This window comes from Bradyrhizobium sp. Kon10 (assembly GCF_055807395.1).
The window spans coordinates 34,280-52,817 of the sequence record NZ_JBVVOZ010000008.1; the positions used below are offsets into that span (position 1 = coordinate 34,280).

General features: G+C 63.9%; 5 protein-coding genes. 4 read left to right on the forward strand and 1 reads right to left on the reverse strand.

Annotation, left to right across the window (positions count from 1 at the left end):
* Positions 1-97: 97 nt before the first annotated feature.
* Positions 98-11,179 carry a beta strand repeat-containing protein gene (locus AC0L2O_RS13800; protein ID WP_473370097.1) on the forward strand — a complete coding sequence of 3,694 codons (11,082 nt, stop codon included), beginning with the start codon at positions 98-100 and terminating at the stop codon, positions 11,177-11,179.
* A gap of 160 nt (positions 11,180-11,339) precedes the next feature.
* The gene (locus AC0L2O_RS13805) at positions 11,340-13,574 is read left to right on the forward strand and encodes a CHASE2 domain-containing protein (RefSeq protein ID WP_473370098.1); all 2,235 of its coding nucleotides are present in this window, start codon (positions 11,340-11,342) and stop codon (positions 13,572-13,574) included.
* 359 nt (positions 13,575-13,933) lie between these two features.
* Here AC0L2O_RS13805 and AC0L2O_RS13810 read toward each other — a convergent pair whose 3' ends face one another.
* Positions 13,934-15,529, reverse strand: coding sequence for an ABC transporter substrate-binding protein (locus AC0L2O_RS13810; RefSeq protein ID WP_473370099.1), 1,596 nt, complete (start codon positions 15,527-15,529; stop codon positions 13,934-13,936).
* A 210-nt stretch (positions 15,530-15,739) separates the two neighbouring features.
* Between AC0L2O_RS13810 and AC0L2O_RS13815 the strand changes: the two genes are divergently transcribed.
* Positions 15,740-17,392, forward strand: coding sequence for an ABC transporter substrate-binding protein (locus tag AC0L2O_RS13815; protein WP_473370100.1), 1,653 nt, complete (start codon positions 15,740-15,742; stop codon positions 17,390-17,392).
* Between the two features lie 190 nt (positions 17,393-17,582).
* Positions 17,583-18,536 carry an ABC transporter permease gene (locus AC0L2O_RS13820; protein WP_369720665.1) on the forward strand — a complete coding sequence of 318 codons (954 nt, stop codon included), beginning with the start codon at positions 17,583-17,585 and terminating at the stop codon, positions 18,534-18,536.
* Positions 18,537-18,538: the final 2 nt, after the last annotated feature.

The following is an 18,538-nucleotide window of genomic DNA, read 5'->3' on the forward strand; positions in this document are numbered from 1 at the left end:
ACACAAGCGATGGATGGTTTCGCTAAGGACTTGGTAATGATATGCAAGCTTAGGCGGTCGATACTTATTTAAATATTAACCCTTTTACGGTGACCGGTTGAATTACGCTGGCAAGTTTGACGCCGCGCTCTTTTTGGATGGCCAGGGTTCTCACTCCCCCGCCCATGACCATGTCGATTCGTTCACCGCCAAGCCCTTTATCGCCAAGGGGCATGGCCATGTGCCCGAGGGCGCTTTTGTCGTTCCCGACGCCAACCTGATCTTCAACGGCGAGTTCAAGCGCGCAGGTGTCGACCTCGTGCTGTCCCATGACGGCCATGAGTTCGTCGTCGAGGATTATTTCAGGGGCGACAAGCGCGCGGCGATCGCCTCGCCCGATGGCGCCCACCTCACCGGCGACATCGTCAACGCGCTCACGGGCCACGTCGAATATGCGCAGGCCGCGCCCGGCGCGGCGGCGGCCGCGGTCATCGGTCACGTCACCAAGCTCTCCGGCAGCGCGACCGCCGTCCGCAACGGCGTCTCGATCATTTTGAACAACGGCGACAATGTCGAAAAGGGCGACGTGGTCTCGACCGGCGGCGACTCGACGCTGGGCATCACCTTCATCGACGGCACCGTGTTCGGCCTGTCCTCCAATGCGCGGATGGTGCTGAACGAGATGGTGTACGACCCCAACGGGTCGAACAATTCCTCGCTGCTCAGCCTGGTCGCGGGCACCATCACCTTTGTCGCCGGCGAGACCGCCAAGCACGGCGACATGAAGGTCGACACGCCGGTTGCGACCATGGGCATCCGCGGTACAGCCGTGCTGACCCAGATCAATTTCGTCGTTCCCTCCGGCGGCGGCGATCCGCAGCCGCAGGCGAGCTTCCAGGTGCTGGTCGAGCCCAACGGCACCACCGGCTCCTACATCCTGTTCGACAAGGTCACGCTGCTGCCGATCGCGACGGTCAACCAGGCCGGCCAGATGATCCAGATCAGCGGCGGCAACGTCTCGATCAGCAATGCGCTGATGTCCCCCGACGTTCAGAAGCTGATCACGGACGTGTTCACGCTGAAGTTCACGGACAACGGCACCAACACCAAGCTGACCAACAACTCCACCGACACGATCACCCAGACCGCTGACGGATTTCTGATCAAGGCGCAGGCCGGCTCCACGACTGCGACCGCAGTTTTCACCAACCTCAATCCCCCGGCGACGCAAGGGCAGGGCCTCGAGACGCAATCCAGCACGCGTATTCCCGGGTCGCCCGATTCGCGCGTCCTTGACGCCAACGGCAATTTGAAGACTGCGTTCAACGTCACCGAGCACCCGAACGCGACCGGCGACCGCGCGGACACGACCGGCGACACCGTGGGTCCCGACACGTTCACCTTCCGGGTCAACTTCGTCGATCAAAATCTGGGCGACCTGCCGACGGTCTCGGTGGACCTCGCTGGCGCGCCGAACTACGTCTACATGGACGCGGGCCATCACGACGTCACCGGCTCGCTCACTGCTCTCCAGAAGCTGGATATCGCGGCGACGCAGATCAAGATCAATGTCGTCCCTGACGCCGGCAACAACAACAACGGATCGGCGCTCGCGACCTTCACGATCCCCGATCACGCGTTCGACTTCCTCGGGGCGGGCGAAACGCTGACGGTGACCTACCTCGTCAGCATCAACAACAATTTCGCGGTCAATCCCGAAATCACGACCATCCCGATCACCATCACCATCACCGGCACCAACGACAAGCCGGTGATCACCACCGGCGTTCCAACCATCACTTTCGCCGGTGGCACCAGCGTGCCGGGCGGGCCGCTCACGACGCACGTTCCCACCTCGGGCACGCTGACCTTCACCGATGTCGATCTCACCGACACCCACACGGTGTCGGTGTCAAAGTTCAGCGCGGTCTTGCCCGGCGCCACCGTCCCCCAGAGCATCTCCGACTTCCTCTCGAGCTCCTTGCTGGTCTCGATTGCATCCGCCGACGACAGCACCGGGACCGGCACGGGATCAATCCACTGGTCGCTGAAGGACATCCCGGTCTATCTCGCCGACTTCATCCCGGCGGGCCAAGTGCTGACCCTGACCTACACCGTGACGGTCACGGATTCGCAAGGTGCGACCTCGGACCAGACCATTACGGTCACGATCACCGGCACCGACGCTCCTGCCGTTGTGTGGATCGCGACGAACACGCCGGCCGGCGGCTTCTGGAAGGACGGCGCGAACTGGGAAACCGGCACCGTCCCGACGATCAGTGACGACGTCATTGTCATCACCGATCAGTTGCATGGACTGACGCCCTCTTATCCCGTCACAATCGACGCCGCGGCCTACGCCAAGTCGATCACGATGAACGATTTCGGCGGCCCGCCGCCGGAAGTGATCAACAAGAGCTCGCTGACGATCGCCGGCGCGCTCAACATGAGCGCGGACTCGATCTTCAACAACACCGCGACCGGTACGATGTCGGTCGGCGGCAAGGCCGAGATCCTCGACACGGCCGTGTTCAGCAATGGCGGCTATCTCACGCTCGCGGGCGGTGGCGATTTCGCCAAAGCCATAACGATCACCAATTCCGGCACGATCGAGCTGTCCGGCGGCACGCTGAAGACGCTGGCCGGGATCCACAATGCCGGTGGCACGCTGAAGGCCGATGCCGGCACGACGCTGATCGTCGATGCCGCGACGATCGACGGCGGCACCGTCAACATTCTGGGCACGCTGGAGCTCGACGGCATCAGCCTGGTCGAGAACGGCGCGCTGCACAATTCCGGCACGGTCAACGTTACGGGGACTGTCGCTTTCGACACGGAGACTGTCACCAACAATTCGACGATCGAAGTCCATGCCGGCGCGACGCTGACGCTGGCCCACGGGACCACGGTCGACAATTCGTCGGGTGTGATGACCGTCGACGATCATGGCCAGCTGGTGCTGGATCACGCCGAGATCAGCGGCGGCGTCATCAATAATTTCAGCAGCACGTTCGGCGGCAGCATCGACGTCACCGGCAACAGCAGCATCGATGGCGGCGCGACGCTCAACAAGGGCACAATTACGGTCGAAAGCGATGTGACACTGACGCTCGACGATATGACGGTGTCGGGTGCGACCATCACCGACCACGGTGGACTGGTGCTTGACGGCACGGTGATGCTGAAGGGCGGCGCCACGATCCAGGGTGCATCGATCGACGCCCAGGGTCCGATCACCAACGAAGGCACGCTGGAGATTGCCGGTCCTGCCACGCTCCTCGACGACGTTGTGATCAACAACGGCACGGTCAGCGTCGATTCCGGCCAGACCCTGACGGTGTCGAGCACCGAGATAAGCGGCGGCGTCATTAGCGGCGCGGGCACGATCGACGTCACCGGCGACAGCACGATCGATGGCGGCACGACGCTCAACAATGCTGCGGTCACGGTCGAAAGCGATGTGACGCTGACGCTCGACGATGTGACGGTGTCGGGTGCGACCATTGCCGACAACGGCGGAGTGGTGCTTGACGGCACGGTCATGCTGACGGGCGGCGCCACGATCCAGGGTGCATCGATCGACGCCCAGGGTCCAATCACCAACGAAGGCGCGCTGGAGATTGCCGGTCCTGCCACGCTGCTCAACGACGTTGTGACCAACAACGGCACGGTCAGCGTCGATTCCGGCCAGACCCTGACGGTGTCGGGCACCGAGATAAGCGGTGGCGTCACTAGCGGCGCGGGCTCGATCGACGTCACCGGCAACAGCACGATCGACGGCAATGCCGTGCTGAGCACCAGCGCAGTGACTGTCGAGACCGGAACGACCCTGACGCTCGATACCGCCACGCTCGATGGTGCGACGATCTCGGACAAGGGCAGCATCACGGTCGACGGGACCGTGAAGCTCACCGGTGGCGCGGTGATCAAGGGCGGGTCCAGCGTCTCCGCCCCGAAGGGCGGGAGCCCTGCCACGGTGGAGTTCAACTGGGGACAGCTCGGCACGTCATTCACCGTACTTGGCAGTCCGCAGCAGGTCGTCGCGGCAGATGGCAGCGGCGGCACGGTCTCTTCCGCCGGCAGCGTCTTCGAGCTGCGTGATCAAGGTTCGGGTTGGGGCGGGAATTTCGCCGCTGGAACCCATCTTCTGTGGGATCGTCAGGCGGGGCCTGACATCACCATCAAATTCGCAGCGCCGGTCTCTTCGGCGGGTGCGCAGATCCAGGCCGACTACTACGGCAGCTTTACCGCTGAGATCATCGCCTATGATCTGGCTGGCAACGTGATCGGCACGGTCAGCGAAGACGGCGTGAGCACCGCCAGCGGTGACGGTTCGGCAATCTTCATCGACCTGATCAGCGGCGGCGCCGACATCGCCAAGGTCGAATTTATGCTGACCAGGGCGACATTTTCGCCGAACGACTTTGCCATCGGCCCCGTCCAATTCTCCGAAGGCCCCTCCGTCGGCGGAAGTGGCCCGATCGTCAATAACGGCACGCTGGAGGTCGAGGGCCCCGCGACGCTGCTCGACGACGTCGTCACCAATCATGGCACGGTGGCGGTTGATGCCGGCCAGACGCTGACGCTGTCGGGCACCGAGATTCGCGGCGGTTCGATAACCGGCGCCGGTACGATCGACGTCACCGGAGCTAGCGCGATTGACGCGGGGGCAACGCTGAGCACCAGCTTTGTCACCGTCGAGAGCCTCAAGACCCTGATGCTCGACGCGATCACGGTCGATGGCACCACGATCACCGACAAGGGCAGTGTCGAGCTCGACGACACCGTTGCCCTGAAGGGCGGCGCCAAGATCCAGGGCGGTCCGGTCACCAACAACGGCACGCTGGAGATCGCCGGTGCAGCGACGCTGCTCAACGACGTCGTGACCAACGGCGGCACGGTCAAGGTCGACGGCAGTCAGACCCTGACGCTGTCAGGCACGGAGATTTCGGGCGGCAGCATCAACGGCAGCGGCACGATCGATGTCACCGGCGCCAGCAAGATCGATGGCGGCGCGACACTGAGCACGAGCACGGTCACTGCCGATGCCAAGCTGACGCTGGATGGTGTCACGGTGTCGGGCTCGATCATCACCGACAATTCCAGCATTGAGCTCGACAACCTCGTCAAGCTTCAAGGTGGCGCCAGGATCCAGGGCGGCCCGATCACCAACAACGGCACGCTGGAGATCGCCGGTCCGGCGACGTTGCTCAACGACGTCGTGACTAGTGGCGGCACGGTGACGGTCGACGGCAGCCAGACCTTGACGCTGTCAGGCACGGAGATTTCGGGCGGCAGCATCAACGGGACCGGAACGATCGACGTCACCGGGGCCAGCACGATCGACGGCGGAGCGACGCTGAGCACGAGCGCGGTCATTGCCGATGCCAAGCTGACGCTGGACGGCGTCACCGTGTCTGGCTCGACCGTCACCGACAATTCCAGCATCGAGCTCGACAACACCGTCAAGCTTCAAGGCGGCGCCAAGATCCAGGGCGGCCCGATCACCAACAACGGCACGCTGGAGATCGCCGGTCCGGCGACGTTGCTCAACGACGTCGTGACTAGTGGCGGCACGGTAAAGGTCGACGGCAGCCAGACACTGACGCTGTCGGGCACCGAGATTTCAGGCGGCGCCGTCAACGGCACCGGCACGATTGACATGACCGGCGACAGCACGATCGACGGCAGCGCGACGCTGAGCACCAGCTTCGTCATAGTGGAGAGCGGGAAGACGCTGACGCTGGACACAGCGACGGTTTCGGACACTGCGATCACCGCCAATGGCACGGGTGCCGTCAAGATCGACGCCGGCAACACCCTGTCGTTCAGCGGGGCAAGTCTCGCCGGCGGCAAGCTCAACGTCTCAGGGACGCTCAGCTCCTATGGTACCAGCACGATCACGAACACCGCCATCGTCAACAGCCATCTGATCGAGGCGGTCGGCGGCGTGCTGGCCCTTGTCGCCACGACTTCGGCCGCCATCACCAATGATGGGACGATTCGGGCCAATCTCGGCGAGCTCGACATCAATGGCGAGAACGTCGCCAACAACGACACGCTCGCTGCGATCAACGGCGGCACGCTCAAGCTGATCGCGAACAAGGTGACGAACGCGAGCAGCGCCGTCGTCTCGGTCGATAGCACGTCGACGCTCGATCTCGCCGGCGCGACCATCGACGGCGGCACCGTGACCATCGCCGGCACCTTGGAATCGACCGCCGCGAGCGCCATCACCGAAGCCGACGTCACCAACACCGGCACGATCACGGTCACCAGCGGCACGCTGACGATCGATCCCGCCGTGCTCCACACCGTCACCAATCACAAGCTGATCCAGGCGAATGGCGGCGAGCTCGACATTTCCGGCGAACTCATCGTCAATACCGCGGATATCAAGGCGATCGGCGGCGGCATCGTGAAGCTCGCATCGCTGACCGTCACCAACGGCGGCGGCACGGTCACGATCGACGGCACCTCGAAGCTGTACCTGACTGATGTTTCGATCAATGGCGGCAGCCTTGGCAATTCCGGTCATCTTTATGGGATGTCCGGCTCGAACGCGATTACGGCCGCCGTCACCAACACCGGCACCATCGAGGTGCAGGCCGGCACGCTGAACCTCGCCGGCGGTCTCACCGGCGCCGGCTCGTTGATCGTCGACGACAATGCGACGCTGGAGCTCGCAGGAGCCACAGCGCAGACTGTGAGCTTCGCGGGCGGCACCGACACGCTTCAACTCGACAAGGTGGCCAGCCAGAGCTTTACCGGCACCATCACCGGCCAGTCGTCGGTCGGCGGCACCTTCACCGTGACCGGCGCGGCCGACATCACGACGTCGAACGGCGACGCGCTCGATTTCACGGCGAGCGGCGGCACGCTCGCCAAGGCCGCCGATATCGTTCTCACGCCAACCGGCGCGCTGACCGGTGCGGCCAATGGCGTCCTCGTCACCCAGAACGGCGTTGGCGATATCTCGCTGACGGCGACAAAGGACATCACCGGCCTCGCCGGCAACGGCATCACGCTGCGTGACAGTGTGACTGGGGCAGGCGATATCACGATCGACAATGTCACCGGCAAGGCGACCGGGACCGGCGCGAATTCGGTCGGCGTCTTCGTCGAGAACTTGAATGTCGCCAATGCCGGCGACATCTCGATCACCCAGCTCGGCGGAGCAGCGGGCGGCGCCTATGGTATCGACGCGACCACGCACGGCGACGGCGACATCGATATCGACGCCGGCGGCAACGTCACGGGAAGCGCAATTTATGGCATCCGGGCGCGCAGCTATGGCGCCGGGCACGAGAGCGTGACAACCGAGGCCGGCAGTGTGATTACGTCAGGCAGCTCGGGCGTCGTTGCGGTCAATCGCGCGATTTCGCTCGATGAGTCGGCCGGAAGCACCATCACGGTCGAGAACTACGGCACGGTTCATTCCGGCAGCAGCCTCACTCAAAGCAACAGTGCGCCAGCGGGCATTCAGGCCGGCTACACCGGCGCGACGACGGGAAGCAATGCCAACACCGACGTCAACGGCACTGTCGTCGTCAACAACCATGGCGACATCAGCGCCACGGGCGGCCACGGCATCGATGCCTACAACTACGGCAATGGCGATGTCACGGTGAACGATGACACAGGCACCACTGTGGTCGGTGCCCAGATGGGCGTCAGAGCCCTGGCACTGAGCGGCGGTACCGGAAATGTCACTGTCTCGCTCGGTGCCAGCGCATCGGTGACGGGGACGGCGGGCTATGGCATCGATGCCTACAGCCTCGACCAGGGCAATATCAGTGTCTCGCTGTCGGGTGGCGACGCCATCACGTCCGGAAGTACGGGCATCCTCGCCGTCAACGAGGCCTCCGTCATCGCGAGCGGCGTGCACAGCACGATCCAGGTCACCGCCCACGGCACCATCCACTCAGGTTCGACGGCGAACCTGAGCGGCGCGACACCGGGCGGCATCGTTGCCGGCTACAACCCGGACCAAAACGGACAGTTCTCCAACAAGGTCTACGGCGACGTGACCGTCACCAGCGATGCGACGATCACCGCGGCGGCCGGCTACGGCATCGAGGCGTTCACCTGGGGCGTCGGCAAAGTCACGGTCACGACCGGGGAGACGTCGTCGATCACGGCCGCGGGCACCGCGATCGGCGCCTTCGACCATGGCGGAGGCGATGTCAGCGTCACCAATGAAGGCTCCGCCACGGGGGCGGTTGCCCTGGGCGTGGTGGCGACCGGCGCGGGCAACGTCACCATCCTCAATGACGGCGAACTTACCGCCACGGGAACGGCTGGTATCGTCGTCACCCAGAACGGCACAGCCGACACGAATGGTCCGGCCGCAATCGGCGACACGCACATCACCAACCACGGCTCGGTCGTGGGAGCGAGCGGCCATTACGCGATCTTCGTCCAGGGAAACACGACCGGCACCGCGCTGATCGACAATTCCGGCACGATCGGGCCGGACGATGCCGGCAGCGTAACCGCGACAACCGACGCAATCGCCGAGAGCGGCCGCCACCTCACCATCAACAACACCGGCGACATCAACGGCAACATCTCGGTTGCTACGGCCACATTCAATAACCAGGCGGACGGCACCTGGACGGTCGCCGGCACCAGCGTCTTCGGCAATGCGTCATCGATCGTCAACCATGGCGCCATCGATCTGCACGGTGCCTCGATCTCCGGCGCCAGGCTGAGCATCGAAAATGACCAGAACATCGATAGCTGGGGCACAGCGTCGATCTCGGGCACCATCGCCAACACCGGGGCCATCGAGGTCCATGACGGCGCGCTGACGCTGTTCGGGTCGCTGTCCGGTTCGGGTTCGGTCACCGTCGATGCCGATGCGACGCTCGACCTCAATGCCACGGTGTCGCAGACCATCACCTTCGCCGGCGATGGCGCCGAGCTCCAGATCGACACGTCGGACTTCGGCGGATCGGTCGCGGGCTTTGCCGCGACCGACAAGCTCAACCTGTCGACGATCAAGTATGATGGCGGCACCTCGGCGATCTATGACGCCGCGACCGGCAACCTCGTCGTAAGCGATGCCTACGGCCACACCATCACGGTGAAACTCGTCGGCGCGGACTACAGCAACGCGCATTTTGCCGGCGGCAGCGACGGTCACGGCGGCACGCTGGTCACGCTCAATGCAATCGACGACGCGCCTCACTTCGCCGGAAGCCCGGCGCAAAGCGCGAGCTTCAGCGAACTCGAGAACACCACCGGTTCACCAAGTGCCGATCCGGCACCGGCCGCGACCGGCACGATCGCGTTCAGCGATGTCGATCTGACGGAGCGGCCGACGGCGACCGTTGCGATTACGGATCAGACCGTGACCTGGCTCGACGCCGACCACGCCACGCATCTGACCCTGACGGCCGGCGAGACCGCCGTGCTCGAGCAGGCGCTGGCGCTGCAGACCACCGGTACCAACAATGGCACGGTCGACTGGAGCTATTCGATCGCCGACAACGCGCTGGATTTCCTCGGCGAAGGCCAGACCGCCAACGTCGTGTCCACCCTCACGCTCGATGACCACCAGGGCAAGACCGATACGGCCGAGGTTACGGTCACGATCACCGGCAAGAACGACGCGCCCGCGATCACAGCCGAAACCAACGATCATTCCGGCGCGGACCTGTCCGAGACCAATGCGGCGTTGGCGAAACAGGGCACGCTGACGGTGTCGGATGCCGATGCCACCGATCACGTGACGGTCGCGGTCGACCATCTCGACATCAAGCTCGACGGCGTGCTCCAGACCGACTATGTCGGCGAACCCTCGAGCGCGACGCTGTTGAACTATCTGTCCGTGCAGTCCGGCGACATCCTCAACGGCACCGCCACCCACTCCCAGTTCACGTGGGACTTCAATTCAGGCAGCGAGGCGTTCGACTTCCTCGCCGCCGGCCACACGCTGTCGCTGCAATACACCATCGGGCCCGACGACGGCCATGCGCCGAGCGGCACCGGCAACGGCGTCATCACCATCAACATCGCCGGCAGCAACGATGCCCCGACGCTCGACAACGCGACGCTGGGCCCGGTCGCCGGCAACGACAGCAATCCGGGCGGCAGCACCGTCGGCGATCTCTTCGCGGGCAAGTTCCACGATGCCGATGATAACGCTAGCCTGAAGGCCATCGCGGTCACTTCGGACGCTGCCGCGGCCGCCGAGGGCGTCTGGCAATACGAAGTCGCCGGCACCCATCAATGGGTCGATATCGGATCGGTCAGCGACACGCAGGCGCTGGTGCTCGGCACCGACGCGCTGATCCGTTTCGTGCCGGCGGACGGCTATACGGGCACACCGGATCCGCTCGGCGTGCACGCCTTGGACGACACCTATACCGGCGGCATCACGAATTCAGCCTTGACGGCGACGACCGACATCACGGCGATGAGCACCGACGGGACGGCTCCGGTGTCGGACACGGCCGCCACGATCAGCACGAGCGTCACCGCGCCTGACGGCGGGCCCGTCATCGACACGACCCATCTCCGGGTCTCGCATGACCGTCAATTCAACACCGACACCGTCACCCATCTCTCGGTCATCGACACCGATCCCGGCGCTTCGACGGACAGCTTTACGGTCACCGCAGTCACCGCGCATGCGCCCGACAGCAGCGTCGATTTGTCGCCGGCGTCCGGCTCGCTCGACGACGTCAACACGGCCTTGCAGCACGGCATAACCTACAATCCCGGCGAAACACCACCCGATACCGACCAGATCACGCTCACGGTGACAGATACGACCACCGGTCTCCACGACACCGTCAACTTCATCTTCGACGAGGCCGGCGACACCTCCCAGGGGATCACCCTGCAAGGCACCAGCGGCAAGGACGTCATTTTCGCGACCACGACCGGCGACACGCTGACCGGCGGCGGCGGCAAGGATCAATTCGTGTTTGCGCCGGGCAAGAGCGGGGATGACGGCACCCACACCATCACCGATTTCGCAACGGGCGACAAAATCGACCTGCGGCAGTTCTCGGATGTCAGCTCCATCGACAATCTCCACATCACCCAGCAGTCCGGCGACACGCTGGTCACGTGGTGCCAGCAGGTCAACCAACCCGACAGCGCACCGGTCACGGAGCATGAGCAGTTGTTGTTGAGGAATGTGACCGCCACGCTCAAGACCAGCGATTTCATCTTCCACATCACCTGATGCCGCGCGGGCGCTGGCGAGCGGCGGCCCTCCCGGCGCCTCAAGCTCAACTTGACCACGGCAAAAAATCGGTAATCCTTGGCCTGAGGAATAGCCATTGGCGCGCTGACCCGCCATGATCGGCCCGAAGGCGTGATGCGCGGCAGGAAGCTCGACTGACATGAAACGTCTCAAGATCCTGCGGCGGTGGTTCACGCGAAAGTTCGGCTTTGCGCGGCTGGTGTGCCTTGCGCTGCTGGTCGTGTTTGCAGCCCTGCGCGTCTGGGATCCGCCGCCGGTGCAGGAGCTGCGGCTGCGCAACTTCGACATATTTCAGTTGATAGATCCGCGCGAAAAGGCAGCGGTGCGACCGGTCACGATCGTCGACATCGACGACAAGAGCCTCGCCAGGCTCGGCCAGTGGCCGTGGCCGCGCACGCGAATCGCGGACCTGATCCAGAACCTCACCAGCAACGGTGCAGTGGCGATCGGCTTCGACGTCGTGTTCTCGGAGCCCGATCGGCTCAACCCGGATCTGGTCGCGAACCAGATGCGCTATCTGGACGACGCCACACGCACCAAGCTGCGCGATTTGCCGAGCAACGACCAGATCCTCTCGGAGGCGATCAAGCGCTCCCGCGTCGTGCTGGGCGAGACCGGACAGCCGGCGATCACGTCGGAAATCGACAAGACGCTTCCCTTCACCGGTGTGGCGACGGTCGGCGAAGCGGAGGCCGAGCGCTTCCTGTTCGAATTCCCCGGGCTGCTGCGCAACGTGCCTGTGATCGAGAAGGTGGCGGCGGGCCGCGGGCTGTTCACGATCAGGACCGAACGGGACGGCCTGATCCGGCGCGTGCCGATGATCATGCGCGCGCAGGGCAACATCATGCCTTCGCTCAGCCTCGAGATCCTGCGGGTCGTCACGGGGACGCCGACGCTGCTGGTGCGCACCGACAAGACCGGCATACGCGGCGTCCGCCTCAAAGGTGTCGAGATCCCAACCGACGAGAATGGCCAGCTCTGGGTGCACTATGCCCGTCACGATCCCTCGATCTATGTCTCGGCAGCCGACGTGCTCGACAACACCGTGCCGCCGAGCAAGATCGCTGGAAAGCTGGTGCTGATCGGCACCTCCGCCGTCGGCCTGAACGACATCAAGACCACGCCTGTGGCGCGCGCCATGCCGGGAGTGGAAATCCACGCCCAGGTCCTCGAAAGCGTGCTGAGCGGCGCTGCGATCTCGCGGCCGAATTATGCGCTCGGCGTCGAGCTGCTTGCCGCGATGATCATCGGCATCCTCGTCATCATCTTCACGCCGAATCTCGGACCGGTGCGGCTGGTGATTGCCGGCGCGATGTTCGCTGCGGTCCTGGTCGGCACGTCCTGGTTCTTCTACTGGAAATACCGCTACCTGATCGACTTCACTTACCCGTTGTTGTCGACCACCGCGCTCTACCTGACGCTGATCTTCGCGAGCTTCGTGCGTGAGCAACGCCAGCGCGTGCAGATCCGCGGCATGTTCGCGCAATACATGTCGCCGGTGCTGGTCGAGCAGCTGGCGCAGTCGCCGGAGAAGCTCGTGCTCGGCGGCGAGGAGCGCGAGATGACGATCATGTTCTCCGACGTGCGCGGCTTCACCACGATCTCGGAGAGCTACAAGCACGATCCGCAGGGCCTGATCGCGCTGATGAATCGCTTCCTGACGCCGCTCACCGACGTCATCATCGAACAAAAGGGCTATATCGACAAATACATGGGCGACGCCATCATGGCGTTCTGGAACGCGCCGCTCGACGACGCGCAACATGAGCTCAACGCCTGCGAGGCCGCGATCCAGATGCTTGACCAAATCGACGCGGTCAACAAGGACCGCGAGCAGGAAGCCGCGGACGGCGGCCACGTCTACATCCCGCTCAATGTCGGCATCGGCCTCAACACCGGCATCGGCGTGGTCGGCAACATGGGCTCCGACCTGAAGAAGAACTACTCGGTGCTCGGCGACAGCGTCAACCTGGCCTCGCGCCTCGAAGGCCAGACCAAAGAATACGGCTTCCCGATCATCGTCGGCTCCAGGACCGCGCTCGCCGCCAAGGACAAGTTCGCAATCCTCGAGCTCGATTTCATCATGGTCAAGGGCAAGACCGAGCCGGAAGTGATCTACGCCATCGCCGGCCGTGCGGACGTGATGCATTCGGCCGCCTTCCAGCGCCTGCGCAACATCACCATCGAAATGCTCGGCTGCTACCGCAGCCGCAACTGGCAGGGTGCCCTCGACGCCATCGAGCGCGGCCGCAACAGCGAGGACGCCGGCACGCTGGAAAAGCTGTTCGGGCTCTATGAAGCGCGCATCAAGGATTTCCAGGTTGATCCGCCGCCGGAAGGATGGACCGGGGCGTATGCACTGCTGACGAAGTAGGCGTGGGTGTGTGGTCCCGGTTGCCGCCGACACGCCCGTCATTGCGAGCTCTCGCACGGTGGGGCAAAGGCGCTCTTGCGCCGTGCCCACCCTATCGCTTCATACCGAGTCAAAATGGTGGGCACGCTTCCGCCTTCGCTCTGCGAGCTACGGCGGACAAGTCGCTTTGCCCAGCCTACGATGTCTGCTCAAGCGTCACACGAGGTGTCGTCCCGGCGAAGGCCGGGGACCCATACTCCGCAGCAGAAGTAGTTGCGCGAGATCGGAGTTGGCTGTCGTCGCCAAATCCAATTTTGTGGTTATGGGTCCCGGCCTTCGCCGGGACGACAGTGGTGTTTGACGCGGCCGCGTCGCCCGCCTCACTCCACCCCGATCGTCGTCAGATCCTGGAACCAGTGCTGCGCCTGCACGAATTGCTTGATCTTCGGCGACAGCGCGTGCGGGTTGGTGTCGTGGACGACCCAGACCAGCACGGCATCGTCGACGATCAGGGCATGCGCCTGCGCGATCAGATCGTCCTGTTTGGCGACATCGAAGGTCTGCTTGGCTTCGTTGATCAGCGCGTCGACGTTCGGGTTCTTGTAGCCGCCCCAGTTGACGCCGACCGGCGCGACCTGGTCGGAGGCGAAGAAGCGGACGATGGCGTAGAGCGGATCTGATGTCACGTAGGCGATGTTGTTGGCGGTGATGCCGGCGTTGATCTCGTCGGCCGCGCCCTTGCGCCAGTGCGTATAGAGCGTCTCGAGCTCGACCACCTTGAACTCGATGTCGATGCCGATCTCCTTGAAGCTCTGTTGCAGGAACTCGTTCATCGGCAGCGACAGCATCTGGCCGGTGCCGCCCTGTGCGATGATGAAGGTCGCCTTCAGCGGCTTGTCCCTGGAGTAGCCGGCTTCCTCGACCAGCTTCTTCGCCGCAGCCGGATCATATTTCAGCTCGAAGCTCGGCTTGCCGAACCAGGGGCTCGAGGGGTCGACCTGGCCCTTGGCGGGCTTGGCAAGCCCGTTCATCAGGCCCACCACCGCCTCGCGATCGATCGCAAGGTTGAGCGCCTTGCGCAGCCGGATGTCGGTCCAGGGCGAGCCCGGCAGCACGCTCAGATGATAATTCCAGACATGCGGCGTGACGTTGTCGACGAGCTTGATGCCGGCCGCTTTCAGCTGCGGCACGGCATCCGGCGCCGGCGTCTCGATCAGGTCGACTTGCCCCGCGAGCAGCGCGTTAGTGCGCGTCAGCGCTTCCGGCATCGGCACCAGCACGATCTTGTCGACCTTTGGAATGCGCTTGGCGTTCCAGTAGTCCGGATTCTTGCTGAGCTCGGCAAGCTCGCGCGGCACCAGCTTGGTCAGCTTGAACGGGCCGGTGCCCGAGGGCTGGCTTGCGAACTTGTCCCAATCCTTGCCGAGCTTTTCATACTGCGCGGGGCTCGACACCAGGAACCACAGCATCTGATAGGGGAAGAAGGAATCGACCTTCTTGGTCGTGATCTCGATCGTGGACTCGTCGATCTTGGCGTAGCTCGCCACCGAGGGCAGCCGCGTCTTCACTTGCGCACTCTGGCGCTTGTCGAATTGCGGCGCCTTGTCGTTGAGCACCTTGTCGAGATTCCAGATCACCGCGTCGGCGTTGAACTCGCTGCCGTCGTGAAACTTCACCCCCTTGCGAAGCGTGAAGCGCCATTTGGTCTTGTCGGTGTCGTCGACCTTCCATTCCGTGGCGAGGCCGGGCACCAGCTTGCCGGGGCGGTCGGCGACGTCCATCTCCCAGGCGACCAGCGGATCGTAGATGGTATAGGCTGTGAACTGATAGGCGCCGGCGCCGCGATCGGGCTGGCCGGTGGTCAGCGGAATGTCCGCCATCGAGATGCCGTAGCGCACCACGGTTTCGGCGCGCGCCGCGACTGCGGACAACGCCAGCGCAAGCACGGCGAGACAGGTCGACAATCGGTGACGCATGGCAAAGCTCCAAGGAAAAACTCAAGACAAATTCGGGGCCAAACTTGCAAGCTTGATGCCAGAATAGGCAGCAAGGCGGTTTTGCGAACGCTTAATCACAAGGACTTGTCGTCGCAGGGGCAATTTGCAGAATAAGTTTCCCCATTGGCATAGCCATTGCATACGTTTGCATCAAAATTAATCATCGAAAGCCGGAAAAGGACCAAGGCCATGCTCATCAAGACAACTCGCGCGGCGCTGATTGCGGCGCTGGCGCTGACGACGGCCGCCGCATGGCCGCGCGCCGCCAGTGCCGAAACCGTGCTGCGCATCGGCATGACCGCTGCCGATATTCCGCGCACGCTGGGCCAGCCTGATCAGGGCTTTGAAGGCAACCGCTTCACCGGCCTGACCATGTATGACGCGCTCACCGGCTGGGACCTGTCTTCCGCGGACAAGGCCAGCGTGGTGATCCCCGGGCTTGCCACCGAGTGGAAGGTCGACGATGCCGACAAGACCAAATGGACCTTCAAGCTGCGCCCCGGCGTGAGCTTCCATGACGGCTCGCCGTTCAATGCCGATGCGGTGGTGTGGAATGTCGAGAAGGTCTTGAAGCAGGACGCCCCGCAGTTCGATCCGAGCCAGGTCGGCGTTACGGCGTCGCGCATGCCGACGCTCCTTTCTGCCCGGAAGATCGACGACATGACGGTCGAGCTCACCACCAAGGAGCCCGACAGCTTCCTGCCGATCAACCTCACCAACCTCTTCATGGCGAGCCCGGCGAAGTGGCAGCATTTCTACGACAAGGCCGAAGGCGCCGACGCCAAGGCAAAGTCGCAGGCCGCCTGGACCGCCTTCGCCAAGGACGCCGCGGGCACCGGCCCCTGGAAGATGGCGGCCTTCACGCCGCGCGAGCGGCTCGAACTGGTCAAGAACGCGAATTACTGGGACAAGGCGCGTGTGCCCAAGGTCGACAAGATGGTGCTGCTGCCGATGCCGGAGGCCAACGCGCGCACCGCGGCGCTGCTGTCCGGACAGGTCGATTGGGTCGAGGCGCCGGCGCCGGATGCGTTGCCCGAACTGAAGCAGCGCGGCTTCAAGCTCTACGCCAACGAGCAACCGCATGTCTGGCCCTGGCAGTTCTCGCGTATTGAAGGCTCGCCCTGGAACGACATCCGCGTGCGCAAGGCGGCAAACCTCTGCATCGATCGCGAAGGCCTCAAGGACGGATTGCTCGCGGGGCTGATGGTGCCTGCGACCGGCACCTTCGAGCCAGGCCATCCCTGGCGGGGAAAACCGACTTTCGAGATCAAGTATGACAAGGCGGCCGCGCAGAAGCTGATGCAGGAGGCCGGCTTCGGTCCCAACAAGAAGCTGACGGTCAAGACCCAGACCTCCGCGTCCGGGTCGGGGCAGATGCAGCCGCTGGCGATGAACGAATATCTCCAGCAGGCGCTGGCCGAATGCTATTTCGACGTGCAGCTCGACGTCATCGAGTGGAATACGCTGTTCACCAACTGGCGCCGCGGCGCCAAGGACCCCTCGGCCAACGGCGCGAACGCGACCAATGTCACCTATGCGGCGATGGACCCGTTCTTCGCGCTGGTGCGCTTCCTGCAATCGGGCATGGCGCCGCCGGTCTCGAACAATTGGGGGTTCATCAACAATCCCAAGTTCGACGAGCTCGTGAAGAAGGCGCGGCAGACTTTCGATCCTGCCGCGCGCGACGCCGCGCTCGCCGAGCTGCACGCAGCCTCCGTCGACGATGCCGCCTTCCTCTACGTCGCCCACGACGTCGGCCCGCGCGCCATGAGCCCGAAGGTCACGGGCGTGGTGCAGCCGAAGAGCTGGTTCATCGACTTCTCGCTGGTGTCGATGCAGTAGTTCGCGCCACACGCACACTGCACCCTCTCCCCTTGTGGGAGAGGGTGGCTTCGCGAAGCGAAGCCGGGTGAGGGGTTCTCTCCGCGGAGAGACTCCTCCTATATTGAAAGCTATATCCGCGGATAGAACCCCTCATCCGGCGCTCCGCGCCACCTTCTCCCACAAGGGAAGAAGGAAGAAAGACCCAAACGTGCTCGCCTATATCGCCAGACGCATCGTCTACGTCGTTCCGATCGTCATCAGCGTCGCGCTGGTGTGCTTTCTGCTCGTGCATATCACGCCGGGCGATCCACTGGTCGCGGTGCTGCCGGCCGATGCCTCGCAGGAGCTCGCCGCCCAGCTGCGTACCGCTTACGGTTTCGACCGTCCACTGCCGGTGCAGTTCGGTCTGTGGCTGCTCCGCGCCCTTCACGGCGATCTCGGCAATTCCATCGCCACTGGCCGCCCGGTGCTCGCCGAAGTTATGCGCGCGGTCGGCAACACCGTCACGCTGGCGATTGCCGCCGGGATCATCGGCTTCACGATGGGCATCCTGCTCGGCCTGGTCGCCGGCTATTTCCGTGAGACCTGGATCGACAAGCTCGCCACATCATTTGCCATCGCCGGCGTCTCGGTGCCGCATTACTGGCTCGGCATGGTGCTCGTCATCATCTTCTCGGTCGAGCTGAACTGGCTGCCCGCTGTGGGCGCCGGGCCGAACGGCTCCAGCTCCTGGGCCTGGGACTGGGCGCATTTGAGATATCTGGTGCTGCCGGCGATCACGACGTCGGTGATCCCGATGGGCATCGTGACCCGCACCGTGCGCGCACTGACCGGCGACATCCTCTCGCAGGATTTCGTCGAGGCGTTGCGGGCAAAAGGCCTGCACGAAACCGGCGTGTTCCGCCACGTCATCAAGAACGCCGCGCCGACCGCGCTGGCGGTGATGGGGCTGCAACTGGGTTACATGCTTGGCGGCTCGATCCTGATCGAGACCGTGTTCTCTTGGCCGGGCTCGGGCTTCCTGCTCAATTCGGCGATCTTCCAGCGCGATCTGCCGCTGTTACAGGGTACGATCCTGGTGCTGGCGCTGTTCTTCGTCTTCCTCAATCTGCTGGTCGACATCGCCCAAGCCGCGATCGACCCGCGCATCAAGCGGGGCTAGCG

Coding starts and splice junctions, on each gene's coding strand:
- AC0L2O_RS13810 (WP_473370099.1), bottom strand. CDS start 15,529: ATGCGTCACCGATTGTCGACCTGTCTCGCCGTGCTTGCGCTGGCGTTG.
- AC0L2O_RS13815 (WP_473370100.1), top strand. CDS start 15,740: ATGCTCATCAAGACAACTCGCGCGGCGCTGATTGCGGCGCTGGCGCTG.
- AC0L2O_RS13805 (WP_473370098.1), top strand. CDS start 11,340: ATGAAACGTCTCAAGATCCTGCGGCGGTGGTTCACGCGAAAGTTCGGC.